This window comes from Bacteroidota bacterium (assembly GCA_016706255.1).
In the GTDB taxonomy this organism is placed as follows: domain Bacteria; phylum Bacteroidota; class Bacteroidia; order Chitinophagales; family BACL12; genus UBA7236.
In genome coordinates, this window is the sequence record JADJJZ010000003.1 from 1123541 (window position 1) to 1144709 (window position 21169).

Annotated in this window: 19 protein-coding genes; 13 read left to right on the plus strand and 6 right to left on the minus strand. The window is 37.7% G+C overall.

All coding sequences use genetic code 11. The annotated features are described in order from the left end of the window. Window positions 1-3: 3 nt before the first annotated feature. Both IPI65_06690 and IPI65_06695 read right to left on the minus strand, forming a co-directional pair. Window positions 4-231, minus strand: coding sequence for a helix-turn-helix transcriptional regulator (locus IPI65_06690; GenBank protein ID MBK7441210.1), 228 nt, complete (start codon window positions 229-231; stop codon window positions 4-6). 19 nt (window positions 232-250) lie between these two features. Next, window positions 251-697, minus strand: coding sequence for a hypothetical protein (locus tag IPI65_06695; protein ID MBK7441211.1), 447 nt, complete (start codon window positions 695-697; stop codon window positions 251-253). Window positions 698-1430: 733 nt separating this feature from the next. Here IPI65_06695 and IPI65_06700 point away from each other — a divergent pair. Both IPI65_06700 and IPI65_06705 read left to right on the plus strand, forming a co-directional pair. Beyond that, window positions 1431-4037, plus strand: a complete 2607-nt coding sequence (locus IPI65_06700; protein MBK7441212.1) for a T9SS type A sorting domain-containing protein — start codon at window positions 1431-1433, stop codon at window positions 4035-4037. A 56-nt stretch (window positions 4038-4093) separates the two neighbouring features. Further along, window positions 4094-4357, plus strand: a complete 264-nt coding sequence (locus tag IPI65_06705; GenBank protein MBK7441213.1) for a hypothetical protein — start codon at window positions 4094-4096, stop codon at window positions 4355-4357. A 15-nt stretch (window positions 4358-4372) separates the two neighbouring features. Here the strand turns inward: IPI65_06705 and ychF are convergent, their stop codons facing one another. Continuing rightward, window positions 4373-5470 (minus strand): redox-regulated ATPase YchF, encoded by a 1098-nt coding sequence (gene ychF, locus IPI65_06710; GenBank protein MBK7441214.1) that lies wholly within the window; start codon window positions 5468-5470, stop codon window positions 4373-4375. A 138-nt stretch (window positions 5471-5608) separates the two neighbouring features. After that, window positions 5609-7852, minus strand: a complete 2244-nt coding sequence (locus IPI65_06715; GenBank protein ID MBK7441215.1) for a PKD domain-containing protein — start codon at window positions 7850-7852, stop codon at window positions 5609-5611. 136 nt (window positions 7853-7988) lie between these two features. Between IPI65_06715 and IPI65_06720 the strand changes: the two genes are divergently transcribed. Next, window positions 7989-8798, plus strand: a complete 810-nt coding sequence (locus IPI65_06720) for a tetratricopeptide repeat protein (GenBank protein MBK7441216.1) — start codon at window positions 7989-7991, stop codon at window positions 8796-8798. On the opposite strand, the gene IPI65_06725 is transcribed toward IPI65_06720, so the two are convergent. Both IPI65_06725 and accC read right to left on the minus strand, forming a co-directional pair. Next, window positions 8799-9395, minus strand: a complete 597-nt coding sequence (locus IPI65_06725) for a tetratricopeptide repeat protein (GenBank protein ID MBK7441217.1) — start codon at window positions 9393-9395, stop codon at window positions 8799-8801. 290 nt (window positions 9396-9685) lie between these two features. After that, window positions 9686-11173, minus strand: coding sequence for an acetyl-CoA carboxylase biotin carboxylase subunit (gene accC / locus IPI65_06730; protein ID MBK7441218.1), 1488 nt, complete (start codon window positions 11171-11173; stop codon window positions 9686-9688). Between the two features lie 93 nt (window positions 11174-11266). Between accC and IPI65_06735 the strand changes: the two genes are divergently transcribed. The 10 genes from IPI65_06735 (at window position 11267) to IPI65_06780 (ending at window position 21157) form a co-directional block, all read left to right on the plus strand. Beyond that, window positions 11267-11917 carry a heme exporter protein CcmB gene (locus tag IPI65_06735; protein ID MBK7441219.1) on the plus strand — a complete coding sequence of 217 codons (651 nt, stop codon included), beginning with the start codon at window positions 11267-11269 and terminating at the stop codon, window positions 11915-11917. 60 nt (window positions 11918-11977) lie between these two features. Beyond that, window positions 11978-12658: an ABC transporter permease gene (locus IPI65_06740; GenBank protein ID MBK7441220.1), complete on the plus strand. Its 681-nt coding sequence runs from the start codon at window positions 11978-11980 to the stop codon at window positions 12656-12658. A gap of 47 nt (window positions 12659-12705) precedes the next feature. Next, a complete protein-coding gene (locus IPI65_06745) occupies window positions 12706-12909 on the plus strand; it encodes a CcmD family protein (GenBank protein ID MBK7441221.1) in 204 nt (67 codons plus the stop codon). Window positions 12910-12976: 67 nt separating this feature from the next. Then, on the plus strand, window positions 12977-14386 hold the full coding sequence (locus IPI65_06750) for a Glu/Leu/Phe/Val dehydrogenase (GenBank protein ID MBK7441222.1): 1410 nt from the start codon (window positions 12977-12979) through the stop codon (window positions 14384-14386). A 141-nt stretch (window positions 14387-14527) separates the two neighbouring features. Continuing rightward, the gene (locus IPI65_06755) at window positions 14528-15367 is read left to right on the plus strand and encodes a carboxypeptidase-like regulatory domain-containing protein (protein ID MBK7441223.1); all 840 of its coding nucleotides are present in this window, start codon (window positions 14528-14530) and stop codon (window positions 15365-15367) included. An 82-nt stretch (window positions 15368-15449) separates the two neighbouring features. Beyond that, a complete protein-coding gene (locus IPI65_06760) occupies window positions 15450-16496 on the plus strand; it encodes an agmatinase family protein (protein MBK7441224.1) in 1047 nt (348 codons plus the stop codon). Continuing rightward, window positions 16489-17046: a redoxin domain-containing protein gene (locus IPI65_06765; protein MBK7441225.1), complete on the plus strand. Its 558-nt coding sequence runs from the start codon at window positions 16489-16491 to the stop codon at window positions 17044-17046. Before IPI65_06760 ends, IPI65_06765 begins: the two co-directional genes overlap by 8 nt. Window positions 17047-17055: 9 nt before the next feature. Beyond that, window positions 17056-18456: a hypothetical protein gene (locus IPI65_06770; protein ID MBK7441226.1), complete on the plus strand. Its 1401-nt coding sequence runs from the start codon at window positions 17056-17058 to the stop codon at window positions 18454-18456. Window positions 18457-18476: 20 nt separating this feature from the next. Continuing rightward, window positions 18477-19655 (plus strand): MFS transporter, encoded by a 1179-nt coding sequence (locus IPI65_06775; protein MBK7441227.1) that lies wholly within the window; start codon window positions 18477-18479, stop codon window positions 19653-19655. A gap of 182 nt (window positions 19656-19837) precedes the next feature. Beyond that, window positions 19838-21157: a polysaccharide biosynthesis C-terminal domain-containing protein gene (locus IPI65_06780; protein ID MBK7441228.1), complete on the plus strand. Its 1320-nt coding sequence runs from the start codon at window positions 19838-19840 to the stop codon at window positions 21155-21157. Window positions 21158-21169 lie beyond the last annotated feature (12 nt).

Consider the following 21169-nt stretch of genomic DNA (forward strand, 5'->3'; position numbering starts at 1 on the left):
GATTTATTGCTCATTATTTTCTATTTTAAAAAGAAATACTGAATCTAAAGGCACATTAAAAACATTTGCAATTCGGAATGCCAATTCTAAGGTTGGAAAATATTTTCCGTTTTCGATTGCAACAATGGTTTGCCTGGTTACACCCGTTTTGTCGGCGAGTTGTTGTTGTGTCATTTCATTCGCCATAAAACGTAAGGTGCGTATGTTATTGGTGATGACACATTTTTCAATTTTTATTTTGTTTGTCATGTCATACCCCTTTTCTGTAGAAATAAATTTTTGCTGATTCCGAAATTATGGCAGAAAGAAATCCCGATGCTACCAAGGTGGCAAACATAACGCTGGTTTCCATTCCCATTGCCTGCGAACCCATGGCCATTAAAAAACCAAAGGTGAAAATCCAATGTGAAATGCGAATTGCCTTTAATTCAATCAGTTTATCGCGTTCATCTGTCATGCTCGACATTTGTTCTTTTGTCACAATCCCATTTATAATGGCAAAAACGATATGTAATACAATTTGAGCAACAATGGCTACCGGTATAAAAATTAAGAATGTTTTACCCCAAAATGCATTGTCGTTCAACAGGCTCGCATCGTGTTCGAGGTAAGTGTTGTATACATACAATATATAACAGCCAAAAATGATGATGGTGTTGATGAGGGTGACTACTATTTGTTTTTCTTTGCCTTCCATGATAATTTGTTTATAGTATGATTATAATGACACAAAGGTAAAAATAGTTTACACAATGTCAAAAATATTTGACAAAATTTAACATAAATCGCCCAAAACCGTGAAAAATGGGTGTTTTGGACTGATTTTGGGGCTGAAGCTGTAAGATGCACCAAACTAACAGCCGGAACCGCTAAGGCTCAAAGGCCGCTAAGGAACACCAAGGTGATTTAATCTATTTAAGCTACAATTGTTTTGTTGTTGAATTATTTAATAAAAATTGAATAACCAAATATAATCAATTAATCCATGAAACTCGGATAAAAGTTGGTTCACGTAAATACCGAACAAATTTTTTTAACAGCCGGAACCACAAAGAAACAAAGGCCGCTAAGTGACGCTAAGTTGATTCTGTTTTTTGTGTTCTTTGTGTAACTTTTTTAATTAAAATAAGACGATACATTTGACCTAGCCCGGATTGTAGTGGAAACAAACAAACCAATGTGCTAATTTGTTGATGTGCTTATGTGCTGATTAACAGCCGAATTCGGAGTGAGCATTACTTGTCGGCATTTTTATTTTCAATCAGCGCTCAACTACTACTTGGGAGAATGCTTTTTGAGTGGTTTGTTGCAACGAAAAGCCGGAAGGGGAGTTGCTTCGAAGGCGAGATGGCCATGCTCCAAATAGGCAAAGGATAAGGGTTTTAGCGATTTACATTTTTTGACTTAAATTTATGGTTTAAATGGATGGCATGACTTATACCAGATACTCGGCTTTTATTTTATTAATTACCATTTGCACAGTTACTATATTTCGCAAAGGGGATAACGCTGTTTTTGAAAATGAAGAATTGGAAGAAATGGTTGCCAATGCAGAATTTGATATTTTGCGCACTGCTGATCCTGCAACGGGAAAAATTCCATCCGGAAAAGTTATGGCTGCATTTAATACTTTAAAACAACGCGGATTTTATCAGCAGGAAAATAATTTATTTAAAACAGATGATTTAACCGGTTGGCACCAAATTGATGATTTTTTTCCGAGTTTGGCGGTTACAAAAATTACTTACGATCCATCGAACACTCAATTATTTTATTTCTGCACCGGTGAAGGCTGGTTTAATGCAGATGCTGCAAAAGGAGCCGGCGTTTTTAAATCGGAAGATGGCGGAACAACCTGGTTTCAATTAACATCAACTGCAAATCCAACATTTGATTATTGTCAGGATATGGTTGTGCATCCGATTACAGGTGCAATATATGTCGGCACACGCACAGGAGGATTGCAACGTTCAAGCGACGGCGGTGCAACATGGGAAAAAGTGTTGGGCTTTGGCGTAGGTGCATCAAAAAACAGTATTTGTGAAATTGAATTAACAGCAGATGGTGGTTTATTTGTAGGTATCGGAATTTTTGATACAGATGGTATTTATTATTCACCAAGTGGTGATGCAGGAACATTTGTAAAACAAACTTCAGGTTTACCTGCTTCCGGTTATTTCAGAATTAAAATGGCAACTGCAAAATCGGATGCGAATACTGCATACAGTGTTTTTTGTAATAATACCGATTATAAAATAAAAGGCATTTATAAAACAACAAATAAAGGTGCTACGTGGACGGAAATAAATCGCCCGGAAAATAATTATGAATTTGCAGCGAAGCAGGCTTGGTATGATTTATCACTTGCTGTTGATCCGAATAATGCCGATGTAGTTGCCATGGGTGGCTTGCACGTTTGGCGCAGTCGCGATGGCGGCAATAGCTGGGAACGTATGACTACCGGTGGTTTGGACAGTGTGCTGATTAGATATATGCATGTGGATCAACATGAAATTACATTTAAAAATTCGGATGAAGTTTATTTTGGTAATGATGGTGGCATTTTTGCGACAACAAATTTTACAGATGAACATCCATTTATTTACGATAAAAATTATGGTTACAATGTAACACAATTTTATTCTGTTGCAATTCATCCTGAAAATGGCAATCCACAATTAATGGGTGGCACACAGGACAATGGTACACCTTTTACTTTTGACTGGGGCATTGCACCATATAAAATGGTAAGTGGAGGAGATGGTGCATTTACAGCATTTAATTATGCTAACACGGAAAAATTTTATACTGCTTCACAATTGCGGAGATTATTTCGTTTTGATAATGGCGGATTGGAATTTCCGGATACCATTACGAATCCTGCATTAACAGATAATAATACTTTATTTATAAATCCGTTTGATATTGATGCATCGGACCCTGAGGTAATTTATCAGTGTTCGAATATTGGCATTTGGCGATTAAAAAATGCATCTACTGCTGATACCAGTGCGTGGGAAAAAGCTTCGAATTTAAATGGTGTTTTATCGGCAATCGGTTCATCTCCGGCAGCACCCGGAGTTTTATTTATTGGAAGAAGTTCAGGCACCGGTGATATTTACCGATTAAATGATGCTTATACTTCTGATTTTACAACTACACCATTTAATGCAGACCCATTTGATTCATTGCCAGATGCGGCATTTTTAAGTACCATTTATTGCAGCAGTATTGTTGTAGATGTAAATGATGCCAACCATGTAATTGTAACATATTCGAATTTTAATATTAAAAGTATTTGGGAGAGTTTTGATGCCCTTGCATTTGAACCACACTGGCATTGTATTGAAGGCGATTTGCCTGATTTACCTGTGTATTGGAGTGCAATTCATCCTGATTATCCTGATGTGGTTTATATTGCAACTGAGTTAGGTGTATTTTATACCGACCATGTTGATGGATATGCTACACATTGGATGCCATGTTCAAGTTTTCCAATTGTAAGAACAGATATGTTGCGTATTCGTGTCGCTGATAAAAAAATAGTTGCTGCAACACATGGCCGCGGATTATGGGAATCGTTTTTATCGGGACCTGAAGGCATCAATAATATTTTATGGCGCGACCGCGGACCAAATAATATTGGGGGAAGAACACGCACAATTATGATTGACCCTAACGACCCGACAGGTAAAACGGTTTGGGCAGGAAGTGTTGGCGGCGGGTTATGGAAAACGACGGATATTGATGCGGTGTCTGTTAATGAAACGGAAAATGAAATGGATTTAAATTTATCTTTATTTCCGAACCCGGCACACACAAATGTGCAAATTAATTTTACACAAAACGGTATGTATCAACCGCTTATTTATGTGATTGATATGTATGGTAAACAAATAACTTCGATAGCCGCATCAAAAACAAATGGAACACAAATAATTAACTGGGAAATTCCAAATCATCTGGCGAACGGGAATTATTTTATTGTTGCTGTTTCCGGAAATAACAAAATTGTTAGGTCTTTGGTAATTCTTTAAAAGTATTTACTAAATATTGCCAGGAACTAATTTTTATCTGAAATTGTTTCATCAACATGAACAATTACACGCCCATAAGTTGTAGTTTTTATGATGAGCTGGAAGCGCTTGCTACCAGAAAGGAAAGGGTTATTATTGAATATTACGATTCGATAGACGACAAAATATCCGCTCCACCTGTAATTAAAACGGTTGAAGGTTTTATAAAAAATCTCTTTACAAAATCTAAAGAAGAATTTGTTGAATTGGATAATGCATTTATTATCCGGCTCGATAAAATTGTAGCAGTAAACGGTAAAATAATGCGCTTGTATTGTTAAAATACAAAACGGCTATTAAACGTTAAAACGGAAGTGCATTACATCACCATCGGTAACAACGTATTCTTTTCCTTCCACATTTAATTTTCCGGCTTCTTTGCATGCAGCTTCGGAGCCATAATGGATAAAATCGGCATATTTAATTACCTCTGCACGAATAAATCCTTTTTCAAAATCGGAATGGATAACACCTGCAGCCTGTGGAGCGGTCATACCTTTGTGGATGGTCCATGCGCGCACTTCTTTTACACCGGCTGTGAAATAGGTAATCAGATTTAACAAACGGTAACCTGCGCGTATGAGCACATTTAATCCGCTTTCAGCTAATCCTAAATCTTCGAGGAACAATTGTTTATCTTCAAAACTTTCCAATTGAGCAATTTCGCTTTCAATATTAGCACTTACTACAATAACCTCAGCTTCTTCATCTTTAACTGATTCACGTAATTTGCGGACAAAATCGTTTTCAGTTTTTAAATCTTTTTCTTCAACATTACACACATAAATTACCGGCTTAATGGTTAATAAAAATAAATCGCCGATTAATTTTATTCCTTCTTCATCCATTACTAAACTGCGTGCACTTTTTCCTTGTTCAAGGTGTGCTTTATAGGCTAATAATACTTCGGTTAATTTTTTTGCATCCTTATCGCCGATTTGAGCAGCGCGCTGACTTTTTCCTAAACGTGTTTCAATGGTATCGAGGTCTTTTAACTGCAATTCGTAATCAATAATTTCTTTATCGCGAATCGGGTCAACATTACCATGCACATGCACAATATTCGGATCATCAAAACATCTTACCACATGAATAATGGCATCTGTTTCGCGGATATTTGCCAAAAATTTATTGCCCAAACCTTCGCCTTTGGAGGCACCTTTAACCAAACCGGCAATGTCCACAAATTCGATGGTAGTTGGCACCACACGTTCAGGAATTACCAGTGATTCCAGTTTTGTTAAACGCGGATCCGGTACCGTAACAACACCAACATTGGGTTCTATTGTACAGAAAGGGAAATTTGCTGCCTGCGCTTTTGCACTCGACAAAGCATTAAACAACGTTGATTTGCCCACATTCGGAAGGCCTACGATACCACATTTAAGCGCCATTTTTTTGGATTTGAGGCCGCAAAGATAGGGATTAGTTTGCAGAGTGCCCGCAAAAGCATCAGGTTTGGGATATGGGCCAAAAAAAAGAGACTGTCCGATTAAGACAGCCCCTCCGTGTATTTGTAGTTGGTTTGGAAATCAATGTTGAATAACAAACGGTTTTATGCCGCTTGCATCATCTGTATTTATCTGAATAAAATATAATCCTTCGGGATACATTGAAATATCAATAGTTGCAGATTGCACAATATTTAATTCCTGCAATTTTTGACCGAGGTGATTTAATAATACCGCATTACTTTCAATACCGGTTGAAATGGTAATTGCTGCATCAGCCGGATTAGGGGTAATTGAAAAAGTAAGTGTATTTAAATCGGTAATGCTGTTGAAACTTACCAGTTTACAACTGAAACTTTCGCCAGCAACATTTCCTGCTGTTAAACAAACTGTATAAGCTGTTGGTGCAGGATAAAAATGTGAAGGATTTTGTTCGGTAGAACTTCCGCCATCACCAAAATCCCAATCCCAATAATCAGGCAAATTAGTAGATAAATCGGTAAATGTTACAGTGGTTCCTGAAATCGCATAAGAGAAATCGACAACAGGTGTTTTAGGTGTATTGCTGATGGTAACATCTTTACAAACTGTGGCATCACCTTCTGCATTACTAGCTGTTAAACAAACACTATAAGTGCCATCTTCAACAAATGTATGTGTCGGATTTTGTTCAGTGCTGGTTCCACCATCATTAAAATCCCAATCCCATGATGTTGGTGTATTAATACTAAGGTCTGTAAAATTAACTACAGGGTCGCCTGTGAATGAAAAATTGGCAACAGGAACGGCATATACATCAATAGTAACAAAATCGCAATAGGTATCACCGGCTATTACATTTGATGCAGTGAGACATACGTTGAATGTGCCATTCGTTAAAAATGTATGCACCGGATTTTGATCGGTGCTTGTTGTGCCATCACCGAAATCCCAATACCAGGTATCAGGATCATTGGTAGATAAATCGGTAAAATTAATTGTAGGTTCAACAACGCCTGTATAGCTGTATAATGCTTCCGGAGCGCCTGTTAATTCAGTTGTTACTACGCGGAAATGAAAATCACCAACCAGTTCACTCCAACCGAATGCAGTTTGAATATAACTTCTGTTAGTAACCAATGTGCTGGTATAAGAAACCCATGCTAATCCGCCCGGAACAGTATAGCCGATAAATACATCGCCATAAATACCTTCCAGTTCGGGAATACCACGTAAGTCAACTCTGGTTCCGCGATTAGGTTCCGGTAAAGTTGGTTCCGGAGTTACATAAAATGGTGTAATGATGTCAGCGCCGGGATAACCTGAACCGTCATCAGCCCAGATATGAAATTGAATATCATCGTTCGGACGCATGTAGTCTGTATAATTTTGAATGATAGCAGTAACAACATCCGTTTCACCTGTTAATGTAACTTTTACTGCTGCTGAAATATATCCTGTGGCACTGGTGGTACCGATATCTGCAACAAAATCTATTAAACCATCATCATAACCGATATAATTTCCGGCAACGTATTCATAATTTGGCGAAGTAGCGGTGTTTGGCATAAAGAAATCATCGATTGCTTCGATATAATATGTTACCCAAGTTCCGGGTGTTAATTCCGGAATTTCATAAGCATATAAATCGCCCACCACATTGATTCCATCAACACTTAAAAATGGACCACCATCGGCGCTGTAATATAAGGTTGTAGATGCAATACCGGATGCATCAATTAATTCCGCTTCAAGTGTGTTTGAACCCAAAGTGCCTTCATACAAATTAGTTGGTGTATGTAAGATAAGTGGTGGAGATGCATCAACATTATACGTTGTAACAACGATATCATCTAAATACAATCCATCCACATTATAAGCAGCATCGCTTTCGAAACGGAAACGTAAACGAACGGTTGGTGAGCCGACAAATGCGCCAAGTGGCACTGTATATTCGGTCCAGTCGAAAAAACCTTCACCGTTAAAAACATAAATATTAGTCCATTCAACACCACCATCTGTAGAGGCATCGAGGTAAACATAGTCGAAACCGGTTTCCAGGTCTACCAATGCCTGAATTTTAACATCGGCATCCAAAGCAGAGGATAAATCGATGTCAACTGCCAGTGCAGCCTCCGAACTAAAGAAGTCGGGATAATTGCCATCGGGACTATCGGTAAAACAATGAGTCGGGCTGAAAGCCTCGGTTGTTGTGGTATTCCACAAGCCTGTGTAAGTCCAGTTGCCAAGCCCGCTTTCAAAGTCGTCGCTGAAAACAACAACCTGCGCAGTAGCTCTAAACATGAATACACAAACGAAAAGTGAGAAGTAGAAATTTCTTTTCATGATATGCAGTTTTGATTAATTTCAATTAAAGATAAAACATTTTGGGTTTTTGGCAGGCATTTCGCTGTAAAAGTTTGCCGCTTGCAGCCATAAAGGTGATTTGTGGTTACCTTTGCAAAAAAAACGGCCGGCTATCATGAAGAATTGGTTATTAGTAATATTTATGTTTTTTGCAGTTAATGTGTTTGCACAAACTGCTGATCAATGGTTTGAAACCGGTTATGATAAATACGAAAATCATGATTACACGGGTGCTATTTCCGATTATACCGAATGTATTATGCTGGCACCTGAATTTCCGGAGGCATATTTTAACCGTGGATTAAGTAATTTTTTTGCCGGATTTTATGATGCGGCAATTTTTGACTTTAATCAGGTGGTTATGTTAAAACCCGGTGAAGCAAAAGCATATTATTGGAAAGGATATACACTTGCAGAACAAGGCAAACCGGATGAAGCAATTGGTGCTTATACCAAAGCATTATATTATGACCCGGGTTATGTGGATGCATTTTTTGCAAGAGCAAATACAAGATATAGTTTAGGGTTATATACTGAGGCACTTGAAGATTTTAATAAAGTGCTGGTATTACAAAATAATTTTGCAGATGCCATTTACAACAGAGGTTTATGTTTGCTTGCTTTAAAAACGTATGCCGCTGCTTTGCAGGATTTTTCTAAAGTTGTTGAGTTAGATCAAAACGATAGTGATGCCTGGTATTATATCGGATTTATTTATAATCAGACCAATAAATATGATCAGGCAATTATTGCATTAACCAAAGTGCTAACTATTGAACCATCTGCTTCTGATGCTTATTTTCAGCGGGGTTTGGCCTGGTTTAACTTAATGAAAGATGAAGATGCCTGCACCGATTGGAGTGAAGGAATTTTACTCGAAAATGAAATGTGCAAAAAGATGTACGATGCTGAATGTGTTCAGTAATTATTCAGCATTATTACAATATGTAGCAATAATCGCTGGCGCACTTTCGTAACCATAACTGTCGGCTTTATTTAATAATTCGCAAGCCATTTCTGAATCACCCATTTGTAATTTAAGAATGCCGTAATTATAATTACCCATTGCAAAATTCGGGTCGTATTTTAACATGATTTTAAAATCTGTTTCAGCATCATTTAGCAATCCTTTTCTTGCTTTACATAAACCACGCTGATTGTAAATATTTTTATTTTCAGGATCAAATTGTGCGGCGGAATCAAATGTTTTTATTGCATCATCAAATTTCTCCTGATAATATTGCGCTAATCCCAAATTATATAAAATTTCAGCATTTTGTAAATCATACAATAAGCCTACACGAAATTTACTTTCCGCACCTGCGTAGTCACCGGCAATTGCCGCTTCTAATCCCTGCGATAAATAATATGCTGCCATATCTTTATTGGAAATAGAGCTGGTTTCTCCGTTTACAGTAAATATGATGCTGTCTTCCTGGGCAGTTACTTTTATTTCTTCAGCCGGTTGAGCGAAAGTGCTGATAGTCAGCATTATGCATGTTACAAGGATAGTATATTTCATTATATTGATTTAAGGTTAAAACAAATTAACGGAAAAATGCCGATAATATTTCCAAATTAAACCATAAAATGCGGATACCGGAATGTAAGTAATTGATAATTAATGATTTAATCTATCAATAAATTTTGTGTGAACTGAAAGTTGCCTTTAAAGATAAAATTGTGAAATGCACGTGCACGGATTAATGGCGAATGTATCTCAAGCGTAAATACATCCGACAATATACAATTATTTTGTGCCTTAAATTATTTGCACAGATTTCGTAATTCAGAAATACAACTTTAGGAAAATCACATCCTATTTAATTTCCATTTACTGATTTGTTTTTGCGACGGCGTATTGATTGCTGCAGGAGCAGTTGCTTTATCCAATAAAATTGTTGCAAACAAACCCGCTATTTTTTCTTCTTCAGCATTACTTTGTTTTAATGCATCAGGAGTAAAATAGGTTTCAATAAATTTAGTATCAAACTGACCGGATAAAAATGCATGATGTTGCATTACATATTTACCAAAAGGAAGCGTTGTTGCTACACCTGAAATTTGATAATCATCAATAGCACGAATCATTTTTTTGCAGGCTAATTCACGCGTTGCAGCATGCACAATTAATTTCGATAAAAGCGGGTCATAATAAATCGGAATATCCATTCCCTCTTCATAACCATCATCTACGCGCACACCATGCCCTTGTGGTCGGCGATAGGTAACTAATTTTCCGATATCCGGTAAAAAATTATTCGTAGGATCTTCTGCCGTTACGCGCAATTCAATAGCATGTCCGTGTATTTTTAAATCTTCTTGTTTAAATGATAATGGTGCACCTTCAGCAACTAAAATTTGTTCGCGGACTAAATCTAATCCTGTAATAAATTCCGTTACAGGATGTTCCACCTGTAAACGTGTATTCATTTCTAAAAAATAATAATTTAAATCGGCATCCACTAAAAATTCAACAGTTCCTGCTCCGCGATAATTACATGCTTTAGCGGCATTTACTGCGCTTTCGCCCATTGCTTTACGCATCGCTTCGCTTACAATAGAAGATGGTGCTTCTTCAACTAATTTTTGATGACGGCGTTGAATACTACATTCGCGTTCAAATAAATAAACCACATTGCCATGCGTATCGGCTAATACCTGAATTTCAATATGTCGTGGCGAGGAAACAAATTTTTCTATAAAAACCGCATCACTACCAAAAGCAGATAATGCCTCACTCATTGCGCGATGCATTTGTTCTTCCAATTCGGCATCATTATTCACCACGCGCATACCTTTTCCACCGCCGCCTGCACTTGCTTTAATTAAAATCGGATATCCGGCTTTTGCGGCTACAGCTTTTGCTTCCGCAACATCAACTATAGCGTGATCGGTGCCGGGCACCATTGGAATATTAAACTTTTTAGCAGCTTGTTTTGCAGAAAGTTTATCGCCCATCATATCAATACTTTCCGGGGTTGGGCCAATAAAAATAATTCCGTTGTCTTCAACTTTTTTCGCAAAAGTGGCATTCTCACTTAAAAAACCATAGCCTGGATGAATGGCATCTGCACCACTTAATTTAGCCACTTCAATTATTTTATCCATGAGCAAATAACTCTGGTTACTTTGTGGCGGACCAATATAATAAGCTTCATCTGCAAACTGCGTGTGGCGGGCATTTCGGTCGGCTTCTGAATAAACTGCTACCGTTTTAATACCCATTTCTTTGGCCGTACGCATTACCCTGATCGCAATTTCACCGCGATTCGCAACTAATATTTTGGTGATTTTCATGCTCAAAGTTAATTTTTTAAGCAGTATTCCGATAATGAAAATTGTAGACAACGCGTAAATTATTGAATTGCGGAATTGCCTTACCTTTGTTGCATGTCAATTGGCACTTTGCTGAAAAAAGACCTCAAAATGGAATACCGTAATAAGTATGCTATTTCGGGTATTTTGCTGTATATGGCCTGCATCGTGTTTATTGTATTTATGACCTTCGGTCCGGCATTACGCGGACCGGTTTGGGTTGTTTTGTTCTGGATAATTATTTTGTTTACCGCCGTTAATGCCGTTGCAAAAAGTTTTATGCAGGAGTCTGCCGGCCGCCAATTGTATTACTATACGCTGGCAAACCCGCGCGACATCATGCTTTCGAAAATTATTTACAATATTTTCATCATGTTGTTTTTAGCCGGAATTGCATTATTGTTTTTTACGGTTACTTCCGGATATCCGATGGTGGACAATGCATCGTTTATTTTATCCCTCATTTTAGGTGCAATTGCCTTTGCCACAACCTTTTCCATGATTTCCGCCATCGCCTCGAAAGCGAGTAACAGCGGCACTTTGATGGCAATTTTGTCGTTCCCGCTGCTGATACCGATTATCATCATTTTAATTCGTATTTCACTCAATGCCCTGCAGCAAAATAACCTGAATGTGAATATGCAGGACCTCTTATATCTGGCAGCTTTAAATGTGATGATAATTGCACTTGCAATGGTATTATTTCCTTATCTTTGGCGCGATTAAACAGTCCGGCGATATTGCCGATTTTTTTGTGCTATTGATCAATAACAAATGCTGAAACAGTTGCATACCAAATGGTGGAAGGTGCTTTGTGTGCTATTGCTCGTTTACACATTTACCGCTGGTTTATTAATAGAAATACCTACTGTTGCGCTGCTGCATGAAACAGTTCGTAATTTGTTTTTCCATGTGCCATGCTGGTTTGCCATGTTATTACTAATGCTCAGCTCCTTAATTTATAGCATTAAATATCTCCGCACCGGCAAAATCAAATATGATATTGCTGCCGTTGCCCTGCTTCGTATGGCTGTTACCTTTGGTATTTTAGGTTACCTTACGGGTATGTTATGGGGGAATTACATCTGGGGAAACCTGGTAAGCTGGATTACCAACGACACTAAAATTTTAGGCACAGCAATCGGCTTGCTGATTTATTTTGCCTATTTCATATTACGCGGCTCCATTGAAGACGAGGAAAAACGTGCCCGGGTAGCTGCAGTTTACAGCATTTTTGCATTTATTTTATTGAATGTGGCCATTAATGTGGTTCCGCGGTTAACCGATTCATTACATCCCGGAAGCGGTGGTAACGCCACTTTCACGGTTTACGAACTCGATAGTCACCTTCGAATGATATTTTATCCCGCCGTAATCGGATATTTTTTATTAGGATGCTGGATTTCCTCCATTATTTACCGGATGCAACGTTTACATTATCTCAACAATAATATTCCTATCGAATGAAAAAGTCATTTTCAACCATTCATAAATTAATATCATTCTTTTTTTTGATGGCAACTATTACCTTTGCCCACGCTCAAAACGCAACAACGGGTGAAAATGGTAATGCAGTTGACAATATGTTGCGCAGTAACGGGCTTATTTACGTAGTGGTTGGGGTCATCGTAATCATTTTAGGCGGACTCATCGTTTACCTCACAACTATTGACCGTAAATTGAGTAAACTGGAAAAAGAAGTAAAAGAAAAACAATAAAACATCCGCTTTTGGGCGGTTTTTAATAACAACCTCGATTAACAACTATTAAAACCAATTATTATTTATGTCAAATACTAGTTTCTTTCAAAGCGTAGAAAAAAACTTCGAAAAAGCCGCGAAGATCACTGGTCACCCGAGAGGTCTCCTCGATCAGATTCGAGTGTGTAACAGTGTTTATCACATGAAATTTCCGGTAAAAGTAAAAGGGGAGTTTCAGGTGGTAGAAGCATGGCGTGTTCAACATAGCCATCACCGTACACCTACAAAAGGTGGTATTCGTTACGATTCAATGGTTAACGAAGATGAAGTTATGGCATTGGCAAGTTTGATGACTTACAAATGTGCTATTGTTGACGTTCCTTTTGGTGGAGCAAAGGGTGGTATCAAAATCAACCCTAAAGAATTCTCAACCGAAGAATTAGAGCGTATCACACGTCGTTATGCTGCCGAATTGTGCAAAAAACAAATGTTAGGTCCTGGTCTCGATGTTCCTGCTCCCGATTACGGAACAGGTGAAAAAGAAATGAGCTGGATTGTTGATACCTATATGGCTTTAAATCCGGGCAGTGTTGATGGTTACGGTTGTGTTACCGGAAAACCTGTTACCCAGCACGGTATTAACGGCCGCCGCGAAGCTACCGGTCTTGGTGTATTTTACGGTATCCGCGAAGCTGTTGGTTTTGCTGATGATATGGCTGAACTTGGCTTAAAACCTGGCTTGAAAGGTAAAAAAGTTATTGTTCAGGGTTTAGGTAACGTTGGTTACTATTCTGCGAAATTCTTCCAGGATGGTGGTGCTATCATTGTTGGTATCGGCGAATATGAAGGTGCTATTTACAATGATAATGGTTTAGATGTTGATGCAGTATTTAACCACAGAAAATCTACCGGCAGTATCCTGAATTTCCCTGGTGCAACTAATATTGCAAAAACTGCAGAAATTCTTGAGCAACCTTGTGATATCTTAATTCCTGCTGCATTAGAAAACGTAATTCACGATGGTAATGCATCAAAAATAAAAGCAAAAATTATCGGTGAAGCTGCTAACGGTCCTGTGACTGCTGAAGCGGATGATATTTTAACCGATATGGGTATTATGATTGTACCTGATATGTTTTTAAATGCAGGTGGTGTTACCGTTAGTTACTTCGAATGGTTGAAAAACTTAAGCCACGTGCGTTTTGGCCGTTTACAAAAACGTTTTGAACAAGGTAGCAATAGCCGCATTGTTGAAGCGATTGAAGAATTAACCGGTAAAAAACTGAATGCCGTTGAGGTAGATAAAATTATCAAAGGCCCGGATGAAATCGACTTAGTGCGCTCAGGTCTGGAAGAAACCATGATTAATTCTTATCACTCTATCCGCAACGAATGGAAATCAAATGCAGCTTGTAAAAATTTAAGAACTGCAGCATTCGTAGTAGCAATTAACAAAATTGCAAGCGACTATTTAGCATTGGGTATTTTCCCTTAATTAAATTGTTCGTTTAAAAATATAATAAACCCGATACCAAGTGTGTCGGGTTTATTTTTTTGGGGGTAGATGAAAATCTGTCTTAACCAGTTAACTTGTAACTTTTTAGCAACTGTGTTCGTCATAAATGAAATTATAAGGATGACTATCAATAAATTGCAACTTTTTTTTGCTGTGTTAATTTTTGCCTGCACAGTAAATGCTCAAACGTATTCCGGTAAAGTAATTGATGCCACAACAAAAGAAACCCTGCCCTTTGTTAGTATCGGTATCCCGGGAAAAGGTGTTGGAACAATCGCACAATTAGACGGAAGTTTCGCCATTACTATAAGTGATGATTTTAATAATGACACCATACGGTTTTCCATGATCGGATATAAACCGCAATTTTTAACAGTTAGTACATTCAAAACACAGACAGCTCAAACGCCCGTTACCATTAGCTTGCAGGCGGATGAAAAACAATTGGAAGCCGTGGTTATTCGCCCGAGAAATATGAAAAATGCAATGCTGGGGAATGAATATAATTCACCCTCAATCAGCGCAGGTTTTACTACCGATGATCTGGGTTCTGAATTAGGCACTGTGATGAAAGTAAAAGATGGCAAAGAATATTATTTACTTTCCTGCGGAATTAATTTTGCGAAAGTAAATTATGACAGCATCATTTTTCGCGTGAATATTTATGCACTTGAAAACGGTTTACCCGGACAGTTATTACACCAGCTCCCAATTTATGTGACCGTTTATCGCGATCAGAAATCTGCTGAAATCGATTTAAAACAATACAATATTAAAGTTGATGATGACTTTGTTTTATCACTGGAATGGCTGCAAGATTTGCCTGATAAAACCAAAGCCGTGATGTTTTGCGCAGGGTTTTTTGGAAATAAGATAGTTTACCGGCAGACAGCTCAGGACATCTGGCGCGATTTCCCTGTCGGAATCGGCATGTGGTGTGCTGCAGAATATGAGAAATAAGGTTGGGGAAGGCTTGTGTAAAACGCAGCAACAGGCAATTTTTGCAGGCCTAACTTGCACCTCCTTTCCTTATCTTTGCCCCATGAACGCTAAAACAGAAAAAATAGCTGCATTTAATGCAAATGGTGTGGGTGTCGCAAATAACCAACTTTTTGGACTTCCATTTACTTATGAGGAAAGTAATCTGATACTATTTTCTGCTCCCTGGGAAGTTACGGTTTCTTATCGCGCAGGCACCGCAAAAGGTCCTGATGCAATTTTGAAAGCATCTACCCAAATCGATTTATACGATAATGATAATCCGAACGGATGGCATGATGGAATTTTTACCAAAAAAGTTTCAGCATCCATTAAAAAGAGAAATACCGAACTCAGAAAAAAAGCAGCAACCTATATTAAATCGCTTGAAAAAGGGAAGGCTGTAAATGCAGAGGCTATTCTTGAAGAAATAAATGCTGAAAGCGAAAAAATAAACACTTATGTTTATAATGAAGCAAAAGCCATTCTCGATGATAATAAAATCCCTGGTTTAGTTGGTGGTGATCATAGCACGCCGCTTGGATTAATGAAAGCACTCGGCGAAAAACATGGCGGATTCGGTATTCTGCAAATTGATGCGCATGCCGATTTAAGAGATGCTTATGAAGGATTTAATTATTCACACGCAAGCATCATGTTTAATGCACTTCAAATTGAAAATGTAAAAAAATTAGTGCAGGTTGGTGTTCGCGATATTTGTGATGATGAAATAAATATTATAAATCAGTCTGAACGCAGAGTAGTTACATTTTTTAATCATGAATTAAAAGATGCAGTTTATAATGGCATTCACTGGACAGCAATTTGCCGACAAATTGTTGAGGAATTACCAAAAAAAGTATATGTGAGTTTCGATATCGACGGCCTCGACCAGCGTTATTGTCCAAACACCGGAACTCCCGTGCCGGGCGGATTAGCGTATGAGCAGGCAGTATATTTATTAAATGAAATTATTACTTCGGGTCGCACAATTATTGGTTTCGATTTAGTAGAAGTTGCTCCCGGTGATGATGAATGGGATGCAATTGTAGGTGCAAGAATGTTGTACAAACTGTGTAACCTCGCTTTAAGAAGTCAATCCAATGCGTAATTTTTTTTTAATAACTGTCGTATTACTTTTTTCCTGTACAAATAACCAACAAACAGGAAATTGGAAATATTTCGATGGTGCTGAAAAAGAAATTACCGGATTTGATCAATATAATGCAACAGTTATTACATTTTTATCACCACAATGTCCGCTGAGTGAAAATTATACCCGCACATTAAACGAATTGGAAAATACGTTTAAAATTGAAAATGTGCGGTTTATAAATGTGTTTCCCGGTAAATATTATTCCCGAAATACAATAGATAGTTTTATTACGAATTACAATGTAACACAGTCGGTATTATTTGATGAAAATTTCGATTTAACGAATCAGTTGGATGCCGGAATTACACCTGAAAGTTTTATTATAAATAAACATGGTGCTGTGGTGTATAAGGGTGCTATTGATAACTGGGCGGTTGATTTAGGCCAAAAACGCCAGGTAATTACCGAATTTTATGTGAGAGATGTTTTGTATGCATTACTGAATGGCAGTAAATTACCTTATCACAAAACAACTGCTGTTGGTTGTTTCATTGAAAAAAAATAATTTTATTTTATGTCGATTCGTTCGCGTTTGATGTATTTATTTTTTATTGCAATTATTGCTCTTGTAATGGTAAGCTGCAATAAAAAGGAAAATAATGATGGTGATGAAACAATAAAATTACCGGATATGGTTACCTTCAGTGAACATATTGCGCCAATTATTTATGAAAATTGTACACCTTGTCACCGCGATAATGCTGCAGGACCTTTTAATCTCACCAATTATGATGAAGTAAAGTCCAAAGCCAAAACGATTGTAAAAGTTACGCAATCACGGTTTATGCCACCATGGCCTGCAGACCCCGAATACAGCCGTTTTAAAGAAGAACGTAGGTTAAATAATACGCAAATTGCCATGCTGAAAAAATGGTATGACGATGATTGTCCTGTTGGCGATTTGGATAAATTGCCACCTGTTCCTAATTATCCTAAAGGCTCACAAATCGGAAAACCGGATTTGGTATTAAAATTTCCGGAAATTCATCTTGAAGGCAATAATAAAGATCATTTTTTTCTGGTAAAAATTCCGTTTGAATTACCTGAAGATAAATATGTTAGATTAATTGAATTTATTCCGGGAAATAAAAAATTGGCGCATCATATGAATGCCAATTTAATTGAATATCAACCCGGGAAAAAAGGTGATGTTTTTGGAGGACAAAAAATTATTGCAACTAATTTGGCTGAGTCTGCTGAATCTGTGCAAACTGCCATGGATAATAAAAATGATGATGGCAGTTATCCGCTTTTGGTGCCTTTGGTTTGTAATTATTTACCGGGCGTGTCGCCGGCAAAATATCCTGAAGGTATTGGCGGGTTTAAAATGACAAAGCAAGGTGCATTTTTTATTAACGATTTTCACTTTGGACCTTCTGCAAAAGATGCCATTGACAGCACCTCAATATTTAATATCTTTTTTGCGGATAAACCACCTGTTCGTCCGACATTTGAAATATTAATGGGTTCACTTGGTGTTGCTCCGGTAAAGCCGGCGTTAATTATCCCTGCTAATGAAATAAAAACGTTTACCATCGATTATGAAGTACAGGAAGCAATGAGCGTGTTAACCGTAAATCCGCACATGCATTTGCTTGGGCAGTCGTTTATTGCTTATGCTATAACGCCACGCCACGATACCATCCCAATGATTCATATTCCGAAATGGGATTTCAGATGGCAGTTTTTTTATACTTACAAAAAAGTATTGGTAATTCCTGCCGGTTCTAGAATTCATGTGGAAGGTACATTTGATAATACCGAAAAAAATGTGAATAATCCGTATTACCCGCCACAGGTAATTATTGACCGCGGCGACCGTTTTGATTCCATGAAAACCACCAACGAAATGTTACAATTTATTATCACCTTTATGCCATATCAGGCCGGTGATGAAAATATGAGCCTGGAATAAAATTTACTTTGAATAAATTTCTGCCATATATAACCCGCCCCATTTTAATTCTGAGTCTGGTGAGTTTATTCACCGACATGGCCAGCGAAATGTTATATCCCATCATGCCGGTGTTTTTAAAATCAATCGGATTTTCGATTGTATTAATTGGCGTGTTGGAAGGGTTTGCAGAAATGATTGCGGGTTTGAGTAAAGGTTATTTTGGTCAGTTAAGTGATGTCCGTCAAAAACGATTACCATTTGTTCAGTTAGGCTATTTATTTAGTGCAATTTCAAAACCCATGATGGCATTATTTACCACACCGGTATGGATTTTTTTCGCACGCACTATCGATCGCACCGGAAAAGGATTGCGCAGTGCACCGCGTGATGCACTTTTATCTGCAGCAACAACAAAAGAAAATAAAGCAAAAGTTTTTGGATTTCATCGCTCTATGGATACACTGGGTGCAGTGATTGGTCCTATAATCGCATTAATTTTTTTAGCGGCTTATCCGGGGCAATACCGGACTTTATTTTTAGTCGCATTTATTCCGGGTTTAGCAGCAGTGGTTTTTACTTTTTTGGTAAAAGAAAAAAAATCTCAGCCATTGGATAAAAAAATCCACTTTTTTTCATTTTTCAACTATGTGAAATCCGCTGATGGCCGTTATAAAAAATTGCTTTGGGGTTTGTTGCTATTTGCATTGGTAAATAGCAGCGATGTTTTATTGTTATTAAAAATGAAAGCCGATGGGGTAGAAGATGTGACGATAATTACCATCTATATATTTTACAACCTTGTTTATGCATTAGCAGCTTTCCCGGCTGGAATTATTGCAGATAAATGGGGAATCAAACCCACTTTTATTTTCGGACTGTTTTTATTTGTTTGTGTTTATGTGGGATTTGCTTTTGCTGAAAATGATATCTGGTATTGGATATTGTTTTCCCTATACGGTATTTATGCAGCCTGCACAGAAGGCATCGCTAAAGCCTGGATTACCAATATTGTAAGTAAAGATGATGCAGGCACAGCCATTGGTGCTTATAGTGGAATGGCCAGTATTTGCGCCTTTATTGCTTCGGCACTGGCCGGTTTGTTGTGGATGTACAGTGGTCCGGCCATTGCATTCGGATTTACGGCAATTGTCGTTTTTGGAGTAATTGTTTACTTGTTTAGTATTCCGGTTAAAACAGAAGAAGCAGCTGCGGTTTAAAATATGCCTCAACCTAGGCAAATTAACTGTTTTGCACCGTCTCCCCGGCCTGAAATTCCCAAAATACGCCGTATATTCGCCTTCGATTCAGGAATAGATATGACCACTAGCCAAGCTTCTCATTCGAAACGGTATTTTTATGCCCCTGATATAATTCAATCTAATTTCCCGGCCTGACCTCAATGAAAATTGTAGAAAAAATTAAACGGACAAATTGGATTACATCTGTAAACCTCGGCATCAGAGGAGCAACACTTATAGGTAAATTTTTACTGGTTTATTTTTTAGCCGATCAGCTTACTGTAGAACAAAACGGGGTATGGGGGATATTCACTACTTCAATTGCCTTGTCCTTATATGTTGTCGGGTTAGATTTTTATACCTATTCCACCCGCCGCATTCTCGATTTTAAAATTGAAGATCGCAGCCCAATGTTGCGCGACCAGTTGGTGTTTTATTTTATAAGCTATTTGGTATTATTTCCAATTCTTGGTTTATTGTTTGTTTTTAATGTTATTGAGGCAAAATTTGCAATCTTTTTTTACGCCATTTTAATGTTTGAACATTTATCGCAAGAGGCTTATCGAACATTCGTTGTATTTTCAAAACCAATTATTGCCAATATCGTTTTATTTCTGCGCACCGGCTCATGGGCGTATTTATTACTTATTTTATGGACTTCAGGTGTAGATGAGCTTAAAAGTTTGAAATGGATTTATCTGTTTTGGATGTCCGGTGGAATTGCATCCTTATTTGTTTCCCTTTATTTTCTTGCACAGTTCAAATTTAAATCAGTAAGACATATTCCCATCGACTGGAAATGGATACGACAGGGCATTAAAGTGAGTTTATTGTTTTTTATTGGAACCGTTGGATATAAAATAATTGAATTCGCCGACAGATATTTTATTGATTTTTACCATACTAAAGAGGAAGTAGGGGTGTACACATTTTATGCAAACATGTGTAATATCGTTGAAACCTTTGTGCATACGGCAGTAATTATCATCTTTTCGCCCCGCCTCATCGAAACCTTTCATAAAAGTAATTACGACTACAGAAAAACCCTTGCTCAGTTTGCAAAGCAGGTGGTGATTTATACCTTGATTATCGGGCTGGCGCTGATTATATTCGTAGTTCCACTGCTACGTTCACTCGAAAATGAAGAATACATCCGCGACTATGCTGCATTTATTGTTTTGGTACTTGCCAAAATGGTTTTGAACTTTTCCCTCATTTTCCACTATATCCTGTATGTCAGGAAAAACGATTTCCCGATTATCAAAGCAACTATTATTGCCTCGGTTATCAATATCCTGCTTAACTTTATCCTGATACCTTCTATGAGTATTATGGGTGCTGCGCTGGCTACTTTAATCAGCTTCCTCATTGTGATGCTCATGAAAATGTATTACAGCAGAAATTTACCTGAAGCGAAACAGATTATTTACCTTCGTTTTTTAAGGCAACGAAAAAGAAAAAGAGCCACTAAAGAAAATTAAACCGGAAACTGA